This window comes from Ferrovibrio sp. (assembly GCF_964218355.1).
In the GTDB taxonomy this organism is placed as follows: domain Bacteria; phylum Pseudomonadota; class Alphaproteobacteria; order Ferrovibrionales; family Ferrovibrionaceae; genus Ferrovibrio.
In genome coordinates this window covers 126,669-141,950 of the sequence record NZ_CAXPMC010000020.1, presented here as the reverse complement: position 1 = coordinate 141,950, position 15,282 = coordinate 126,669, and the positions used below count along the sequence as shown (strand labels likewise).

Annotated in this window: 14 protein-coding genes; 3 read left to right on the top strand and 11 right to left on the bottom strand. The window is 66.8% G+C overall.

Annotated features, from left to right (window positions below; translation table 11 throughout):
• Both ACEQZY_RS14780 and ACEQZY_RS14775 read right to left on the bottom strand, forming a co-directional pair.
• Complete coding sequence (locus ACEQZY_RS14780; protein WP_370155480.1) at positions 1 to 930, bottom strand: NAD(P)-dependent oxidoreductase; 930 nt, start codon at positions 928 to 930, stop codon at positions 1 to 3.
• Between the two features lie 84 nt (positions 931 to 1,014).
• Positions 1,015 to 3,309, bottom strand: coding sequence for an ATP-binding protein (locus ACEQZY_RS14775; protein WP_341704478.1), 2,295 nt, complete (start codon positions 3,307 to 3,309; stop codon positions 1,015 to 1,017).
• Positions 3,310 to 3,510: 201 nt separating this feature from the next.
• On the opposite strand from ACEQZY_RS14775, the gene ACEQZY_RS14770 reads away from it, so the two are divergent.
• Positions 3,511 to 4,824: a flagellar hook-basal body complex protein gene (locus tag ACEQZY_RS14770; RefSeq protein WP_341704477.1), complete on the top strand. Its 1,314-nt coding sequence runs from the start codon at positions 3,511 to 3,513 to the stop codon at positions 4,822 to 4,824.
• Between the two features lie 10 nt (positions 4,825 to 4,834).
• On the opposite strand, the gene ACEQZY_RS14765 is transcribed toward ACEQZY_RS14770, so the two are convergent.
• Entirely contained in the window at positions 4,835 to 5,200 is a 366-nt protein-coding gene (locus ACEQZY_RS14765; protein ID WP_341704476.1) for a hypothetical protein, read from the bottom strand.
• A 104-nt stretch (positions 5,201 to 5,304) separates the two neighbouring features.
• On the opposite strand from ACEQZY_RS14765, the gene ACEQZY_RS14760 reads away from it, so the two are divergent.
• On the top strand, positions 5,305 to 5,679 hold the full coding sequence (locus ACEQZY_RS14760; protein WP_341704475.1) for a cytochrome c: 375 nt from the start codon (positions 5,305 to 5,307) through the stop codon (positions 5,677 to 5,679).
• Between the two features lie 14 nt (positions 5,680 to 5,693).
• Here the strand turns inward: ACEQZY_RS14760 and ACEQZY_RS14755 are convergent, their stop codons facing one another.
• The 6 genes from ACEQZY_RS14755 to gatC all read right to left on the bottom strand — a co-directional run bounded on the left by ACEQZY_RS14755 (position 5,694) and on the right by gatC (position 12,797).
• Entirely contained in the window at positions 5,694 to 7,118 is a 1,425-nt protein-coding gene (locus ACEQZY_RS14755) for a hypothetical protein (RefSeq protein ID WP_341704474.1), read from the bottom strand.
• A 164-nt stretch (positions 7,119 to 7,282) separates the two neighbouring features.
• On the bottom strand, positions 7,283 to 7,882 hold the full coding sequence (locus ACEQZY_RS14750; RefSeq protein WP_370155477.1) for a DUF6655 family protein: 600 nt from the start codon (positions 7,880 to 7,882) through the stop codon (positions 7,283 to 7,285).
• Between the two features lie 87 nt (positions 7,883 to 7,969).
• Complete coding sequence (locus ACEQZY_RS14745) at positions 7,970 to 9,436, bottom strand: hypothetical protein (RefSeq protein ID WP_341704472.1); 1,467 nt, start codon at positions 9,434 to 9,436, stop codon at positions 7,970 to 7,972.
• Between the two features lie 154 nt (positions 9,437 to 9,590).
• Positions 9,591 to 11,051: an Asp-tRNA(Asn)/Glu-tRNA(Gln) amidotransferase subunit GatB gene (gene gatB, locus ACEQZY_RS14740; RefSeq protein WP_370155475.1), complete on the bottom strand. Its 1,461-nt coding sequence runs from the start codon at positions 11,049 to 11,051 to the stop codon at positions 9,591 to 9,593.
• A 1-nt stretch (position 11,052) separates the two neighbouring features.
• Positions 11,053 to 12,531 (bottom strand): Asp-tRNA(Asn)/Glu-tRNA(Gln) amidotransferase subunit GatA, encoded by a 1,479-nt coding sequence (gatA, locus tag ACEQZY_RS14735; protein WP_370155473.1) that lies wholly within the window; start codon positions 12,529 to 12,531, stop codon positions 11,053 to 11,055.
• On the bottom strand, positions 12,531 to 12,797 hold the full coding sequence (gene gatC / locus ACEQZY_RS14730; RefSeq protein ID WP_341705245.1) for an Asp-tRNA(Asn)/Glu-tRNA(Gln) amidotransferase subunit GatC: 267 nt from the start codon (positions 12,795 to 12,797) through the stop codon (positions 12,531 to 12,533). The genes gatA and gatC overlap by 1 nt, the downstream gene beginning before the upstream one ends.
• A gap of 88 nt (positions 12,798 to 12,885) precedes the next feature.
• Here gatC and ruvX point away from each other — a divergent pair, with 88 nt between their 5' ends.
• Entirely contained in the window at positions 12,886 to 13,419 is a 534-nt protein-coding gene (ruvX, locus tag ACEQZY_RS14725; protein WP_341705244.1) for a Holliday junction resolvase RuvX, read from the top strand.
• Positions 13,420 to 13,422: 3 nt separating this feature from the next.
• On the opposite strand, the gene ACEQZY_RS14720 is transcribed toward ruvX, so the two are convergent.
• Both ACEQZY_RS14720 and ACEQZY_RS14715 read right to left on the bottom strand, forming a co-directional pair.
• On the bottom strand, positions 13,423 to 14,199 hold the full coding sequence (locus tag ACEQZY_RS14720) for an ABC transporter ATP-binding protein (RefSeq protein WP_370155470.1): 777 nt from the start codon (positions 14,197 to 14,199) through the stop codon (positions 13,423 to 13,425).
• Positions 14,196 to 15,257: a dihydrodipicolinate synthase family protein gene (locus tag ACEQZY_RS14715; RefSeq protein ID WP_370155468.1), complete on the bottom strand. Its 1,062-nt coding sequence runs from the start codon at positions 15,255 to 15,257 to the stop codon at positions 14,196 to 14,198. The genes ACEQZY_RS14720 and ACEQZY_RS14715 overlap by 4 nt, the downstream gene beginning before the upstream one ends.
• Positions 15,258 to 15,282 lie beyond the last annotated feature (25 nt).

Genomic DNA, 15,282 nt, shown 5'->3' with positions numbered 1-15,282 from the left:
TCATTTCCCTTCGGTGGCGATGCGGCGGCTGTGGTCGAGCGCCGCCTGGATCAGGTTGTCGCTGGCTTCCGGGGTGCGAAAGGCCGAATGGGCCGACAGCGTCACATTGTCGAGCATGGTCAGCGGATGGCCGGCCGGCAGCGGCTCGACATCGAAGACATCGAGGCCGGCGGCACCAAGCTGGCCGCTTTTCAGCGCGGCGATCATCGACGCCTCGTCGACCACGGCGCCGCGCGCGGTATTGACCAGGATCGCGCCGGTCTTCATCCGCGCCAGGCGGGCGGCGGAAAGGAAGCCGCGGGTCTCGTCGTTCAGCAGCAGATGCACCGAGACGACATCGCTCTGCACCAGCAGGCTGTCGATATCGGTGAAGGTGACGCCGGGAAAGCTTTTCGGGCTGCGGTTCCAGGCCAGCACCTTCATGCCGGCGCCGAGGCAGAGTCGGGCCATCTCGGCGGCGATGCCGCCGAAGCCGACCAGGCCGACGGTCTTGCCGGTCAGCTGCACGCCGTCGCTGCGCAGCCAGTTGCCAGCGCGCATGCCGCGGTCCATCACGGCAAAGCCCTTGGCCGCGGCCCACATCAGGGCGAAGGCGCATTCGGCCACCGCGGTATCGCCATAGCCCTTGATCAGGTGCACGGCGATCCCGAGATCTGCCAGCTCCTCCACGTTCATGTAGCTGCGCGCGCCGGTGCCGAGGAAGACGACATGCTTCAGCCCCCTGCACTGGCGGGCGATCTCGGTGGGCAGAGAGGTGTGGTCGATCCAGCAGACCGGGGCATCGCCCAGCAGGGCCGGCAGCGCTTCCGGCCTGATGTCGGGCTGGCGGTTGACGGTCAGCGGCGGATCGCCGGCCCTGTGCAGACGGTCGGCAACGGCGCCGAGGGTCGGGTTGGCATCGACGAAGACGGAACGGAAAGCTGCGGACACGGGCGGGCTCCGGAAGGCTGGCGGGAGGGACAGGATAGAACCTCCGTACACCTCCTGTCAGCCGTCAGGCCGGCCGCCGGCGCTTCAGGACCTGGCGTCCTGGGGAAAGCTGATGATGAAGCGGGTGCCGGCACCCGGCCGGCTGGAAACTGCGATGGTGCCGCCCAGCACCTGGGTGACCAGATTATAGGCGATATGCAGGCCGAGGCCGGTGCCGCCGGTGCCGCGGCGGGTGGTGAAGAACGGGTCGAAGATCCGCGGCAGGCTGTCGGTATCGATGCCATGCCCGTTGTCGCTGAACTCGATGGTGATGCGGTCCTCGCGCGGCTGGCCGACGCGGATGTCGATCTGCGCGCCGGTGGCATCCTCGTCAAAGGCATGCTGCACGGCATTCATCACCAGGTTGGTGACGATCTGGCCGAGCGCGCCGGGCCGGTTGCGCACGGTCAGGCCGGCCGGGCAGTCGATCTCCACCGGCCGGCTCAGCCGCCGCAGGGCCGGTGCCAGCGACAGCATGATCTCGCGCAGGTAGGCACCGAGATCGAAGCTGCGGATTTCATCGCGGGTCTGGTCGGCGGAAACCTGCTTGAAGGCCTGGATCAGTCGCGCGGCGCGGCCGAGATTGGCCTGCATGATACGGGTCGCCTCGGTGGCCGCCTCGAGGAACTGGTCCATCTCGCTGCGCTTGAGCTGGTCCTCGCGGAACAGGTTGGACAGCCGCTCGATCTCCTCGGCCAGGTGCGAGGCGGCCGAGACGCCGATGCCCAGCGGCGTGGAGATTTCATGGCTCATGCCGGCCACCAGCGAACCCAGCGAGGCCATCTTTTCCGACAGGATCAGGTTCGCCTGGGCCTCGCGCAGGCCGGCCAGCATGCGCTCGGCCTCTTCCTTCGAGCGCCGCAGCTCGTCCTCGATGCGGCGCCGGGCGGTGATATTGGTGCGCAGCTCGACCAGGTCGCCGGACGGGGTGACGCGCTCATGCACCAGGAACCATTCGCCGGCGGTGGTGCGCAGCTCGACCATCCGTTCCGGAATCCGCCGGCGGGTCAGCGCCGCGGCATTCACCGCCCCCGGCCCGCCGCCCGTGCGGTCGAACACGCCGCGTTCGTAGCCGCGCTGGATCAGCTCGTCGTAACTGCGTCCGACCGTCTGGTCGACAGTCAGTCCATACAGTGCGGCAAAGCGGCTGGAGCAGATGGTGACGATGTCGTTGGCATCGTAGATGGCAAAACCGTCGCCGGCCACCTCGACCGCATGGCGCAGCCGGCGGTTCAGCGCATAGCGTTCGGAGGCGTCGAACACCGTCACCGAAACCGAGCCGTCCGGCAGTCGGCCGGCGGTGATTTCCAGCACCTTGCCGGTGCTGCGCAGCCGCAGGGCCACGGTTGCCGCCTTGCCGCGCAGCAGCCGGTCGATATGGTAGCGCACGTCTGACAGGTCGAGATCGCCGAGATCGCCGCGCCGGATCAGGAAGCGGATCAGCGCGTCGTAGCGGTCGCCGGGGATGATCGATCCGGCCGGCAGCGCCAGCAGCTCGACCGCCCGGCGGTTCAGGGTGTGCAGGTAGAAGTCGGGGTCCAGCAGCAGCACGCCGACCTGCAGGGAGTCGAGCGCCCAGGCCTGGTATTCGCTGCGGCGCCGGCTTTCCTGGCGCGACAGGGACAGCGCGGCCGTGACGCGCCGGGCCTCTTCCTGGGCCAGGTAGGTGCGGCGGCGGTCCAGCTTGAACTTGCGCATCCCGACCAGGCCGAGGCCGTTGGCAGCGGTCAGCAGCAGCACGACGCCGACGATGTCCTCCGGGTGGCTGCCCAGCCGCGACAGGCTGACGCCGACCGCGCCGGCCGAGAGGAACACCGCATTGCCGATGATTCCGGTTGTGGTGCCGGGTGCCAGCAGGTAGTAGATCAGCAGCAGGGCGAAGGCCAGGGTGGCGCAGGACAGCGTCGGCGGCGCCTCGATCAGCCAGGTCAGCATGACCAGCGAGCTGAGCGTGGCCATGCCGACCGTGATCGCGGCATGCAGGATCTGCACGTTCGGCGCCCGCTGCACCACCAGGAAGAAAATGGCGCCGGTCAGCAGGCCGAGGCAGCGCACCGCCGCCTTCCAGTAGAAGACCGGCCCCGGCCCGTAGAACAGCCAGTCATAGATCACCAAGAGGGAAAAGGCGGCGGTGGCCGCCACGCCGCAGATGCGCAGCAGGCTGCGGATCTCCTCGGTGCAGGTTTCCAGATAAGCCGCTTCGCGGCGCCGGTCGCTGAACTCGCCCAGCCGGGTGAAAACGGAGACGGCCGCAAACAGGTCGCCAGTCCCCGCCGCCGGAACTCTGCCGGGCGGGCCGTCCTGCGCCTCCGGCGCGGTCTGGAATGGTCTCTGCAGCATCTGTCCACTGGCCGGGATAGGCCGGCACATTATGGCCCGCCCGGTTCCGGCAACAAGGCAAAACGGCAAAAATTGCCGGGTCGCCCTCTCCACCCCGAAAGCAAAGACATTGTATTTCATACTGTTACCGAAAAACAAGAACCGGCATGACGCTTGCTACGGTCCAGCCGACAGACGCATCCACAGGACATGGAGTCCGCCATGACGTTCTTCGGCTCGCTCGGTACCGCGGTGCTTGGCATCAATGCCCAGGCCACCGCGATCGGGCATATCTCCGACAACGTTGCCAATGCCGGCACCAACGGCTATCGCCAGGTCAGCACCCGGTTCTCCGACCTGGTGAATACCAAGGTGCTGGGCGCCAGCCCGGTGATGGATTCCAACCGCAACATGGGCATCACCGCCAGCGCCGATTTCAACAACCGGCGCAACGGCACCGTCCTGCAGAACAGCAACCGGACCTCCTTCGCGATTGCCGGCGGCGGCTATATCCCGGTGGCACGGGCCACCAGCGTCGACCCGACGACCAAGCAGCCGCTGACTTTCGACGACACCACCTATTACACGCGGCTGGGCGATTTCCGCCAGGACAACTCCAACCGGCTGGTCAACTCCGCCGGCTATTACCTGCAGGCGGCTGCGGTCGGCGGCACCACGCCGGGCGATTTCATCGTCGACACGACCGCGATCGCCGCGACGGCGACCGCCACGGTCGACTATATCATCAACCTGCCGGCCGGCGCGCAGACCGGACGCCAGATTTCCAACGGCATCGGCATCATCGATGCCGACGGCAACGAGCAGAGTTTCCAGGTGAGCTGGCAGAAGACCGCCACCGATACCTGGGAAATGACGTTCAATACGGCGAACGGCACCCCGGCCAGCTTCGGCCCCGTGACCGTCACTTTCGCCAACGGCCTGCTCGGCACCATGGTTTCGGCCGATCCGAATCTCACCGTCACCGGGGCCGGGGCCGCCACAGCCACCTTCTCGACCGATTTCGGCGCCGGCGCCCAGGCCGTGACCGTCAATCTCGGCAATTTCAACGGTGCCTTCTCGGCCAGCAATACCAGCGGCCTGACCCAGTTCGGCACCGCTGACAACAATGTCTCCAATTTCAACATCCGCCAGAACGGCCTGCTCGCCGGCGAATTCTCCAGCGTCAGTTTCGACGAGGACGGCCAGATCATCTACAACTACACCAACGGTCGCAGCGCCGTTGGCGGGCAGATCCTGCTGGCAAACTTCCCCGAACCGGACCGTCTGGACCGTGTCGATGGCACCGCGTTCATCGGCAACCGCTTTGCCGGCAATGTCGTCTACGGCGCACCGGGCGACCCCAACGGCAATACCGGCGTCGGCTCCCTGATTAACAGCGCCGTCGAGCAGTCGAATGTCGATGTCGCCGAGCAGATGAGCAAGCTGATCGTCGCCCAGCAGGCCTATTCGCTGAACGGCCAGGTGATCACCGCGACCGACGAGATGCTGTCCCGGCTGATCGACATGAAGCGCTGATCCGCAGCCATCAGCCGGGTGCGCAGCGTGTGGCCTTCTGCGGAACCGTATAGCGGCAGGTCAGGTCGCCGCCTTTCGGCAGTGCGATCTTGAAGGTATCGCCTTCCATCCGGCGCACCGCATAACCGTTGGAGAATTGCAGCCAGCCGAAGCTGTCGAAATGGCCGGTCACGCCATTCGAGAAAACCAGATCGCGGCGCCGGTTCTTTTTCACGGTGTACTTGCCGCCGAAATCCAGCATGCCGTCGGCCTCTTCGCGGATTACGATGTCGTTGCTGCAGATCGCCGCCTTCGGATCGTCGGTCAGCCGGCAGGTGAAGGGTGCCGGCGGCGCGGTCAGCAGGATGGTGAACAGCGTCGCTTCCATCAGGTTCATGACGTCTCCCTCGCTGCCGTCGCCCGGCCGCTTGACCTTCCCATCTGGGAATCTTCTAGTCTGGCGGCATGTCGCGATCCAGTCTCCTGTCCCGGTTCTCTTCCGTGGCGCTGCTTGCCGGCGCCGCGCTCGCCCTGCCCGCCCTCTCCGCCCGCGGCGACCAGACCGCCCCCGGCGTGACCATGCCGGCCAGCCTCAGTCCGATGGCCCGGCTCGGCCAGATGTCCTACACACGCAACTGCGCCGCCTGCCACGGGCCCCAGGGCGGCGGCACCCGGCAGGGACCGCCGCTGATCCATCGCATCTACGAACCCTCCCACCACGCCGATATCGCCTTCGTCATGGCCATCCAGCGCGGCACCCGCCAGCATCACTGGCCGTTCGGCGACATGCCGCCGCAGCCGCAGGTTTCGCAGGATGAGATCGACGCGATCATCCGTTTCGTGCGCGAGGTACAGCGGGCGAACGGCATCGAGTAGCCGCATTGCCGGGCTTACCCGGCGAAAAAGGCGCGGACCTGCGCCTCGTCGCCGCTGTCCTGGCAGCGGTAGCGCGCCGCTGCCAGCCCATCGGTCACCCGCAGAATCTCGGCCTCGGCGCCGAAGTCGATCGACAGGCTGGCATTGCGGATACTGACGGTAACCGCCAGCCGGTCGCCCACTGCCATGCCCGGCGGACAGGGACCGAACTGCAGGGCGGCAGGGCTCCAGTTGCGCAGCGGCACCCGGATGCCGCCCACCGTGACGCAATCCGCAGGGCCGGCAATGCCGCGCTGGGCTGCCCGCGATCCGGCAGGGCGCGGCACCTTCGCCAGCTGGCTGCGGAACACCTCCTGCAGATGCGAACGGCGCGGTTCCGGAATCCCCACCCCGGCCAGATCGCCGGATATCGTTGCCGCCAGATCGTCGAAATCCTCGCGGGTTGCCTGGGCACCGAGAAACCTGGCGGAGAAATCCTTGTGTTCAAGGTAATGCCCGAGGATGCCGTGCAGCTCCATCTTCGCCGTCTCGTCATCGATCTCGCGGCAGAGCTGCAGCAGCAGCAGGACCTTGCGGGCGAATTCCGGTTCGCGGGCCAGCATCGGGTTGAGCTGTTCGGGATTGGCGAAACGGGCAAAGCGGCGGGCCATCGCCGTGGCCAGCTGCCAGTCGGCATCCAGCTCGGGCCGGCTGCGCATCCGCTGCTTGAGTGCCAGCAGCGCCGGCCATTCCTCATATGCTTCGGCGGCATAGAGCGGCAGCGAACCGCCCAGCAGTTCCAGCAGCCGTTCGCGCAGGGCCGCCTGGCAGCGCGGCAGGCCGCTGAGGCCGCCCTCCCGGCTGATCCGCTGCACCACCGGCAGCGCGCTCATGTCCAGGTCGCTGCCGCCACCCGAGAGGATCAGGCACAGCTCGATCATCCGCGCGCGATCTGACTCTCCACCGAACAGATCGGCCACGGCCGGTTTCAGCCGGAGAATTTCCGCCAGCGTCTGGTCCAGCATGCCGAAGCCCTGGGCAACGGTGCGGGCGCGCAGCAGGTCGAGGCATTGCAGGGCCCGCGCATTCCAGTCGGGCAGCCGGTTCAGCAGCTGCGCCAGCAGCACACCGGCCTGCACGACCGGATCGCTGCCCGGAGCCGCCGGCCCCGCCTGCTGCACCGCCTTGACCCTGGCCATCGCCGCTTCGGCCAGGGCGGTCAGTTCCTTCATGCGCTCCGAGACCGGCCGCCGCGTATGCTGGCCCTGCTGCAGGGCGATGCGCTGCAGGATTTCCTGGAAGCGTGCGCCATCGTCCAGCAGGGCGGCATGCTGGGCCGGATCGAAAACCAGCTGGGTGGCGGTGATGCCGTGCCGTTCCAGATAGCCGCGGGCCACCTGGAAGATCAGCTCGCGGGCTTCGTCACCCAGCGTCTGACTGGCGTTCTCGCAAAACATCATCCGCTGATTCTGCGGTGCAAACGGCTCATGGCCGAGACTTAGCGACAACCGCCGGCTTTATGCAAGAGCGCGCTGTGCTACCACCGTCATTCACAACCGTATAGCGTATTTGGAACGCCTTCACCCAAGCAGACGGCATCCACGGCCATGGTCTTGCCGGCGCGTCAGACCCGGTTGACCCAGCCATCTGCCGCTGCATCGGGCGCCAGATCGTTGCGGGTCCAGTAGATGAAGAACAGCAGGGCCCGCTCGGTGGTATGGGCGAAGCCATAGACCGGATCGGCGGCCTGGATCAGCGCGCCGGTTTTCGGGTCGTAGCTGGTCACCGCCAGCTTGATCACGCCCTGTTGGATGTCGCGCTTGTACAGCGCCAGTTCCGGCGTCTTCACCTCGCCCGCCAGCGGAATCGGAATGCCGTAATCGGGGATGCCATACAGCGTGGTGTTGCGGTCCACCGACATGGCACCGATGCGCGGCTCGACAGCCATGTCGGCCTGCCCCTTGTCGTCGACCAGCCGGCCGCCGCGACGCAGCACCTGATCGCGGATGGCACTCAGCAGATACTTTGCCTGCATGCTGCCATCGGTCGCATTGCCGTCGACGAAGACTTTCGCACCGTCGGGCACGGTCAGCGACAGCTTCGCCGCCGCGCGGTCGGCGGCGGTCGAGAACAGGAGCTGCTCGGTGGCGGTATGGTCGGGCTGCGTCTCGCGGACGCTGGAACAGGCGGCCAGCGACAGAATCAGGGCGGCTGGCAGAATCACGCTGCGGATCATTATGGTCCTCGGTCTGGAGAGATGCCGGTTATGCCGGCCAAAATGGGCGAAAAGAAGGCGCCCGGGGCGCAGCCGTCAGCGCGCGAAATACTGGCGGATCGCCAGCCGGGCCGCTTCGTCGATGCAATCATACCGCGCCGCAATCAGACCGCCCGTCAGCCCGACCACCTCGGCCGTCACATCGAAACGGATATCCAGGCCCGGGGCCCGCACCGTGACCTGGGCGCTGAATGTCTGGCCGACCGACGGCGCCGTCCTGGCCGGGCCGAACAGCAGGCCGACCGGGCTCCAGTTATGCAGCCGCATGCTTTCGCCGGCGACCAGCACGCAGTCTTCGGCGCCGTTGATGGTACGCGGATCGCGCGGGGCTTCATCGCCGCCCTTCTGGATTTCGGCGATTGCCGTCGCGACGCCATCGCGGAACCGGGCCTGCCGGTGCTCGGGAAAGCCCGGATGCTGCAGCGCCTTGTCGAGCTTCTGCGCCAGCACAAGCGCCTCCGCGCGCGTGACATCGGGCCCGGCAAAGGCCGGCACGAAATCACGATGCCCGAAATGGAAATCCAGCGAGGCCAGCAGGTCGGCGCGCACCTCGCCCTCGTCGATTTCGGCATAGAGGTCGGCAAGAAACAGCGCCTTGCGGCCATAGGCCGGCAGTTCGGACAGGCCGCGATTGAGCAGCTCGGCACCGGCCAGCCGGACAAAGCGGCGCTGCAGGGCATCGCGCAACGCCTGCTCTCCGGCCAGCAGCGGCAATGCGGAAATCCGCGTCCGCAGACCGGCCAGCAGCTCCAGCTCGCCGACGACGCCCTCTTCCGACAGCAGCGGCGCCGCCTGCAGGGCTTCAGCCAGCAGTTCGGCCAGGGCCGCCACAACCAGCGGAAGATCGCCGCCGTCGATGCCCGCCCTCAGCCGTTCGCGCAGGGGGTGCACAGACAGGTCGCCCCCCTCCGCACCGGCGAGCATGAGCCCGATCCCGATCAGATGCAGCCGGTCGCCATCGCTTCCGATCAGGGCCGGCTGCAGTCGCAGAAGCTCGGCCAGCGTCTGGTCCAGATGCGCCAGGAACAGGCCCGAAGCGCCGCTTTCCAGCAGGTCGAGACAGATCCGCGCCTTGCGGGCCTCGTCGCCGGTGGCCAGCCGGGCCGCCAGGATGATACCCGCGCGCAGCAGGCCTTCAGGTCCGGTTTCATCGGCCAGGCGCGACAGCGGCCGGCCGGCAAAGACGAAATCCGACGGCGTCTGCCGGGTCAGCAGGTCGATCCGGCGCATGGCGGCTATGGCCAGCCGGTCGAGTTCCGCCTGCCTGTCCGGCACCTGCTGGCGGGTCTGCTGCGACTGCAGCGCGGCAACGCGCAGCAGCAGGTCGGCCAGCCGGCTGCCGTCATTGGCCAGCACCTTCTGGCGCAGCCGGCCGAACAGCAATTCGGCAGTGGTCAGGCCTTCCTGCTCGAGATACGGCCGCGCCACCCGGAACGCGAGTTCGCGCGCACCGGTGCCGAAAAAGTCGATATCGGTCGTGCAGTATGAAACCTCGTCACGCATGACGGCAGGCAGCTCCTTGATCGTTCCTGCCACCGTAGTGCGGATACCGGCCGGGCTGGGCTTAATTTCCGCCAACCGCCACCTAAATATTTGGTAACCCAACAGAAAAGGCCGGGACAAGCCCGGCCTTCCATGCTGGCGATATCCGGCCGGATCAGCCGGCCAGCTTCTTTTTCAGCAGCTCGTTGACGGCAGCCGGATTGGCCTTGCCGCCCGAGGCCTTCATAGTCTGGCCGACGAAAAAGCCGAACAGCTTGTCCTTGCCCGAGCGGTATTCGGCCACCTTGTCGGCATTGGCCGCCATCACCTCGTCGATCACCTTCTCGATGGCGCCCGTATCCGTGACCTGCTTCATGCCTTTCTCTTCGACAATGGTGGCGGCATCCTTGCCGGTTTCCACCATCAGCGCGAAGACATCCTTGGCCAGCCGGTTGGAGATCGTGTTGTCGGCGATCAGGTCGATCAGCCCGCCGAGTTTCTCGGCGGTGATGACGAAATCCTCCATCGACTGGCCGGACTTGTTGAGCAGGCCGAAATACTCGGTGATCACCCAGTTGGCGGCCAGCTTGCCGTCGCGGCCCTGCGCCACCTTCTCGTAGAAATCGGCCGCTTCCTTCTCGGCCACCAGCACGGAGGCGTCGTAGGGGCTGAGGCCCAGCTTGTCGATAAAGCGGGTCTTCTTCTCGTCGGGCAGTTCGGGCAGTGTCGCCTTGATGCCATCGACCCAGCTCTGCTCGAATTCCAGCGGCAGCAGGTCCGGATCGGGGAAGTAGCGATAGTCATGCGCCTCTTCCTTCGAGCGCATGCTGCGGGTCACGCCCTTGCCGGTATCGAACAGGCGGGTTTCCTGGTCGATCTTGCCGCCGTCTTCGAGGATCTCGATCTGGCGCCGTGCCTCGTATTCGATGGCCTGCTGCACGAAGCGCACCGAATTGACGTTCTTGATCTCGCAGCGGGTGCCGAGCGGACCGCCGGGCCTGCGCACCGACACGTTGACATCGGCCCGCATCGAGCCCTCGTCCATGTTGCCGTCGCAGGTACCCAGATAGCGCAGGATCGTACGCAGCTTCTTCAGGTAGAGGCCGGCCTCTTCCGAATTCCGCATATCGGGTTCGGACACGATCTCCATCAGCGCCACGCCGGAGCGGTTGAGGTCGATGAAGCTCTCGCGCGGACTCTGGTCATGCAGGCTCTTGCCGGCATCCTGCTCCAGATGCAGACGGGTGATGCCGATCTCGCGGGTGGAACCGTCGGGCATGTCCAGCAGCAGCTTGCCCTCGCCGACGATCGGCTGCTTGTACTGGCTGATCTGGTAGCCCTGCGGCAGGTCGGCGTAGAAGTAGTTCTTGCGGTCGAACACCGAATGCAGGTTGATCTGCGCCTTCAGGCCGAGGCCGGTGCGCACCGCCTGCTCGACGCAATAGGCGTTGATCACCGGCAGCATGCCGGGCATGGCGGCATCGACCAGGCTGACCTGGTGGTTGGGTTCAGCACCGAAGGCGGTGGCGGCACCGGAAAACAGCTTGGACTGCGAGGAGACCTGGGCATGCACCTCCATGCCGATCACGACCTCCCACGGTCCGGTGCTGCCCTGGATGTAATCCTTCTCGGCCATCTTACGACCTCCACCACTGGGCAGGCTTTGCCCTGAAATCCGCCGCCTTCTCCAGCGCCCGGCCGGCCCGCAGCAGGGTCGCCTCATCGAACGGCTTGCCGATCAGCTGCAGGCCGAGCGGCAGGCCGGCGCTGTTCAGCCCGGCCGGCACCGACATGCCCGGCAGGCCGGCCAGATTGACCGGCACGGTGAACACGTCGTTCAGATACATGGTGACCGGATCGTCATGCGTCATGCCGATCGGGAAGGCCGCATTCGGCGCGGTCGGCGTCAGGATGGCATCGACGCGCTGGAAGGCCTGGTCGAAATCACGCTTGATCAGCGAGCGCACCTTCTGCGCCTTGGTATAGTACGCGTCGTAATAGCCGGCCGACAGAACATATGTGCCGATCATGATGCGGCGCTGCACCTCGCGGCCGAAACCTTCGCCGCGGGTATTCTCGTACATCTCGATCAGGTCCTTGCCGGGCACCCGCAGGCCGTAGCGTACGCCGTCATAGCGGGCGAGGTTCGACGAGGCCTCGGCCGGGGCCACGATGTAATAGGCCGGCAGGGCATAGTGGGTGTTGGGCAGGTGGATATCGACGATCTCGGCACCGACATCCTTCAGCCAGGCCATGCCCTTCTCCCACAGGGCGGTGATTTCCGGGTCCATGCCGTCCATGCGGTATTCGCGCGGAATGCCGATGCGCAGACCCTTCACGCCGGCTTCGAGATGGGCGCAGTAATCCGGCACCGGCTCGTTGACCGAAGTGCTGTCCTTCGGATCGAAGCCGGCCATGGCCTGCAGCATCAGCGCCGAGTCGCGGACTGTGCGGGCCATCGGGCCGGCCTGGTCCAGCGACGAGGCGAAGGCGACGATGCCCCAGCGCGAGACGCGGCCGTAGGTCGGCTTGATGCCGGTGATGCCGCACAGTGCGGCCGGCTGGCGGATCGAGCCGCCGGTATCGGTGCCGGTGGCACCCAGCACGAAGCCCGCCGCCACGGCTGCGGCCGACCCGCCCGACGAGCCGCCGGGCACCAGTTTCGGGCCATCCTTGGTCTGCCAGGGATTGACGGCAGGACCGTAATAGCTGGTCTCGTTCGACGAGCCCATGGCGAATTCGTCGAGATTGAGCTTGCCCAGCATCACCGCGCCGGCCTGCCACAGCCGCGCGGTGGCGGTGCTCTCATAGGCCGGGTGGAAGCCGTCGAGGATATGGCTGGCCGCGGTGGTCAGCACGCCCTCGGTGCAGAACAGGTCCTTGATGCCGAGCGGGATGCCGTCCAGCAGGCCGGCCTCGCCCTTGCCCCGGCGGGCATCGGCGGCGGCGGCCATCTCCAGCGCCCTGTCCGGCGTCTCGGTGATCATGACATTCAGCGGCTTGGCCGCCCGCATCGCCTCGATACAGGCATTGGTCAGCTCGACGCTGGTGTAGTCCTTCTTCGCCAGTCCCTCGAGGGCGCCGGCAATGGTGAGGGCGGCAGGATCGATGCTCATCACTCGACCACCTTCGGCACCGTGTAGAAATCGCCCTGGCGCTGCGGCGCGTTCTTCAGCACGGCTTCCGGCTTGCCGCCGTCATTGACCATGTCCTCGCGCTGGCGCAGCTTCATCGGCATCACCGAGGTCATCGGCGGGATATTGTCGGTGTTGACCGCCTGCAGCTCCTCGACGAAGGAGAGAATCCGGTTCAGTTCCGCGGTCATGCCCTCCAGCCGGTCGGGCTCCATCCGGAGCCGGGCCAGCCGGGCGATCTTGGCCACGGCGTCTCTATCCAATGACATGCGCTGTCCGTCCGCTGTAATATCCGGGGAGAATCCCTTGAAATAGCGGCGGAAAGTAACACCCGGCATGGCTACCGGCAACCCTGACTCACCCCCCGGCGCGGGGCCGGAAAATCCGGCAAAAAAGCCGCCATTCCGGCCGGCCGAAGGCCCCGTCCGCCTGCCGCCCGGCCGGCGCTATCTGGGCCTCGATCTGGGTACGAAAACCATCGGGCTGGCCCTGTCCGATGCCGGCCACCGCATCGCCTCGCCCCTGCGCACCCTCGCCCGCCGGAAATTCAGCCAGGATGCCGCCGCGCTGACGGCGCTGATCGCCGCCGAGAATGTCGGCGCCCTGGTGCTGGGCCTGCCGGTGAACATGGATGGCAGCGAGGGCCCGCGCTGCCAGGCGACCCGGGCCTTCGCCCGCAACATGGCCCAGCTGGTCGACCTGCCGGTCGCCCTGTGGGACGAGCGGATGAGCACCATGGCGGTGCAGCGGATGATGACGGATGAAGCCGATCTCAGCCGGGCGCGCCGGGCCGAACTCGTGGACAAGCTGGCGGCGGGCTACATCCTGCAGGCCTATCTCGACTGGGTGGCGGCCCAGCCGGCCGCGTAGGCTTCACTCCATCCCCAGCAGGCGGTAGATGCGCCGGGTATAGTCGCCGAAGCGCTCGGTGGTCTTGATGTCCAGCGTGCGCGGGAATGGCAGGTCGATCGGGAAGGTCTCGGCCATGCGGGCCGGGCCGGCGGTCAGCACGGCACAGCGCGAGCCGAGGAACACCGCTTCCTGGATCGAATGGGTCACGAAGATGATGGTCTTGCGGCTCTGCTGCCAGATGCGCAGCATTTCCAGATTCATCTTCTCGCGGGTCAGGGCGTCCAGCGCGCCGAAGGGTTCGTCCATCAGGATCAGCTTCGGATCATGCACCAGCGCGCGGGCGATGGCGGCGCGCTGCTGCATGCCGCCGGACAGCTCGTAGGGATATTTATCCTCGAAGCCGGCCAGCCCGACCATGGCCAGCAGGTCGCGCGCCCGTTCGCGGGCCGCCCTGCGCGGCAGGCCAAGAATGTCGGCCGGCAGCAGCACGTTGTCGAGGATGCTGCGCCATTTCAGCAGCAGCGCCTGCTGGAACACCATACCGACATCGCGGCCGGCCTCGAAGCCGGTGCCCCCGCCCTGCCCGGCAACACCGATCTGCACAATGCCGTCGGTGGCCTTGTGCAGGTCGGCCAGGATCTTGAGCACGGTGGTCTTGCCGCAGCCGGACGGACCGACCAGCGAGACGAGATCGCCCTCCGCCACGTCGAAGGTGACATCGGAGACGGCGGTGAATTCGCGCCCGCCGGTGCGGTAGACCTTGCGGACATTCTGCAGCCGGATGAGCGGTGGAGTCATGACAGCCAGCGCGCGCGGTTGGCAGCCACGAAAGCGTCGTCGGACAGGTCCGCATGCTCGCGGCAGACGCGGTCGAGCAAAGCGGCCTGACCCGGGCTGAGTCCCTCCTTCGGATCGAGGCACCAGATTCCCTCCAGCAGACCCTGGCGGCGCAGGATCTCGTGGCAGCCGGCGATGCAGCCGTGGAAATCGTTGGCGACATCGAAGAAGGCGGCGTTGCAGTCGGTCACCCGCGCATCCAGCCCCAGCAGGTCGGGCGGCACGCTGCCGGCGGCCACGGCTTCATGCACCCGGTCGAGCAGCTTCACCGCCTGCTGCGTCCAGACCGACCAGTGGCCGAGCAGGCCGCCGACGAAGCGCAAGGACACCGTCTCGTCGCCGCGCTTCACCGTGAAGGGAATGGTCAGGTCGAGCACGATATGGTCGTCGTTGCCGGTATAGAGCGAAATGCGCTTCTCGGCGCCGGCCATGGCAACGCCGCGCATCACGTCGAGCGTGCGGTAGCGGTGGAACGGTGCCACCTTGATGGCGATCACGTTGTCGATGCTGGCAAAGCGGCGCCAGAATTCCGCATCCAGCACCACGCCACCCACGGCCGGCTGAAGGTAGAATCCGACCAGCGGAATCTCGGCCGCCACCGCCTCGCAATGGGCGATGATCTCGTCCTGCGAGGCATCCTTCATGGCGGCGAGGCTGAGCAGACCGGCATGATAGCCAAGGCCGACCGCCGTCTTCGCTTCCTTCACCGCCTGCGCGGTTTTGCCGGCGAGGCCGCCCACCATCACCAGCGGACGGTCGGTCCACGCCTTCGCATCTTCCATGGCCGCCGCCAGTACCGGCTCGTAGAGGCCGACCTCGCGGATGGCGAACTGGGTGGTATGCACGCCGACCGCCAGGCCGCCGACGCCGCAATCCACGTAATAGCGGGTCAGCGCGCGCTGGCGCCGGCGGTCGAACTGCCGGTTCGCGTCCAGCGCCAGCGGATGCGCCGGGATCACCACGCCCCTGCGCAGATTGGCCAGCACGTCCTGCGGCAGACCGGAATGATGCAGACCCATGATTACGCCTCTCGTCCCTGGTTAG

What these genes read in the sequence shown, in the direction of transcription:
- ACEQZY_RS14775 (WP_341704478.1), bottom strand. Translation starts at nt 3,309, where the DNA reads ATGCTGCAGAGACCATTCCAGACCGCGCCGGAGGCGCAGGACGGCCCG.
- ACEQZY_RS14765 (WP_341704476.1), bottom strand. Translation starts at nt 5,200, where the DNA reads ATGAACCTGATGGAAGCGACGCTGTTCACCATCCTGCTGACCGCGCCG.
- gatB (WP_370155475.1), bottom strand. Translation starts at nt 11,051, where the DNA reads ATGGCCGAGAAGGATTACATCCAGGGCAGCACCGGACCGTGGGAGGTC.
- ruvX (WP_341705244.1), top strand. Translation starts at nt 12,886, where the DNA reads ATGGCTACCGGCAACCCTGACTCACCCCCCGGCGCGGGGCCGGAAAAT.
- ACEQZY_RS14745 (WP_341704472.1), bottom strand. Translation starts at nt 9,436, where the DNA reads ATGCGTGACGAGGTTTCATACTGCACGACCGATATCGACTTTTTCGGC.
- ACEQZY_RS14755 (WP_341704474.1), bottom strand. Translation starts at nt 7,118, where the DNA reads ATGATGTTTTGCGAGAACGCCAGTCAGACGCTGGGTGACGAAGCCCGC.
- gatA (WP_370155473.1), bottom strand. Translation starts at nt 12,531, where the DNA reads ATGAGCATCGATCCTGCCGCCCTCACCATTGCCGGCGCCCTCGAGGGA.
- ACEQZY_RS14720 (WP_370155470.1), bottom strand. Translation starts at nt 14,199, where the DNA reads ATGACTCCACCGCTCATCCGGCTGCAGAATGTCCGCAAGGTCTACCGC.
- ACEQZY_RS14715 (WP_370155468.1), bottom strand. Translation starts at nt 15,257, where the DNA reads ATGGGTCTGCATCATTCCGGTCTGCCGCAGGACGTGCTGGCCAATCTG.
- ACEQZY_RS14770 (WP_341704477.1), top strand. Translation starts at nt 3,511, where the DNA reads ATGACGTTCTTCGGCTCGCTCGGTACCGCGGTGCTTGGCATCAATGCC.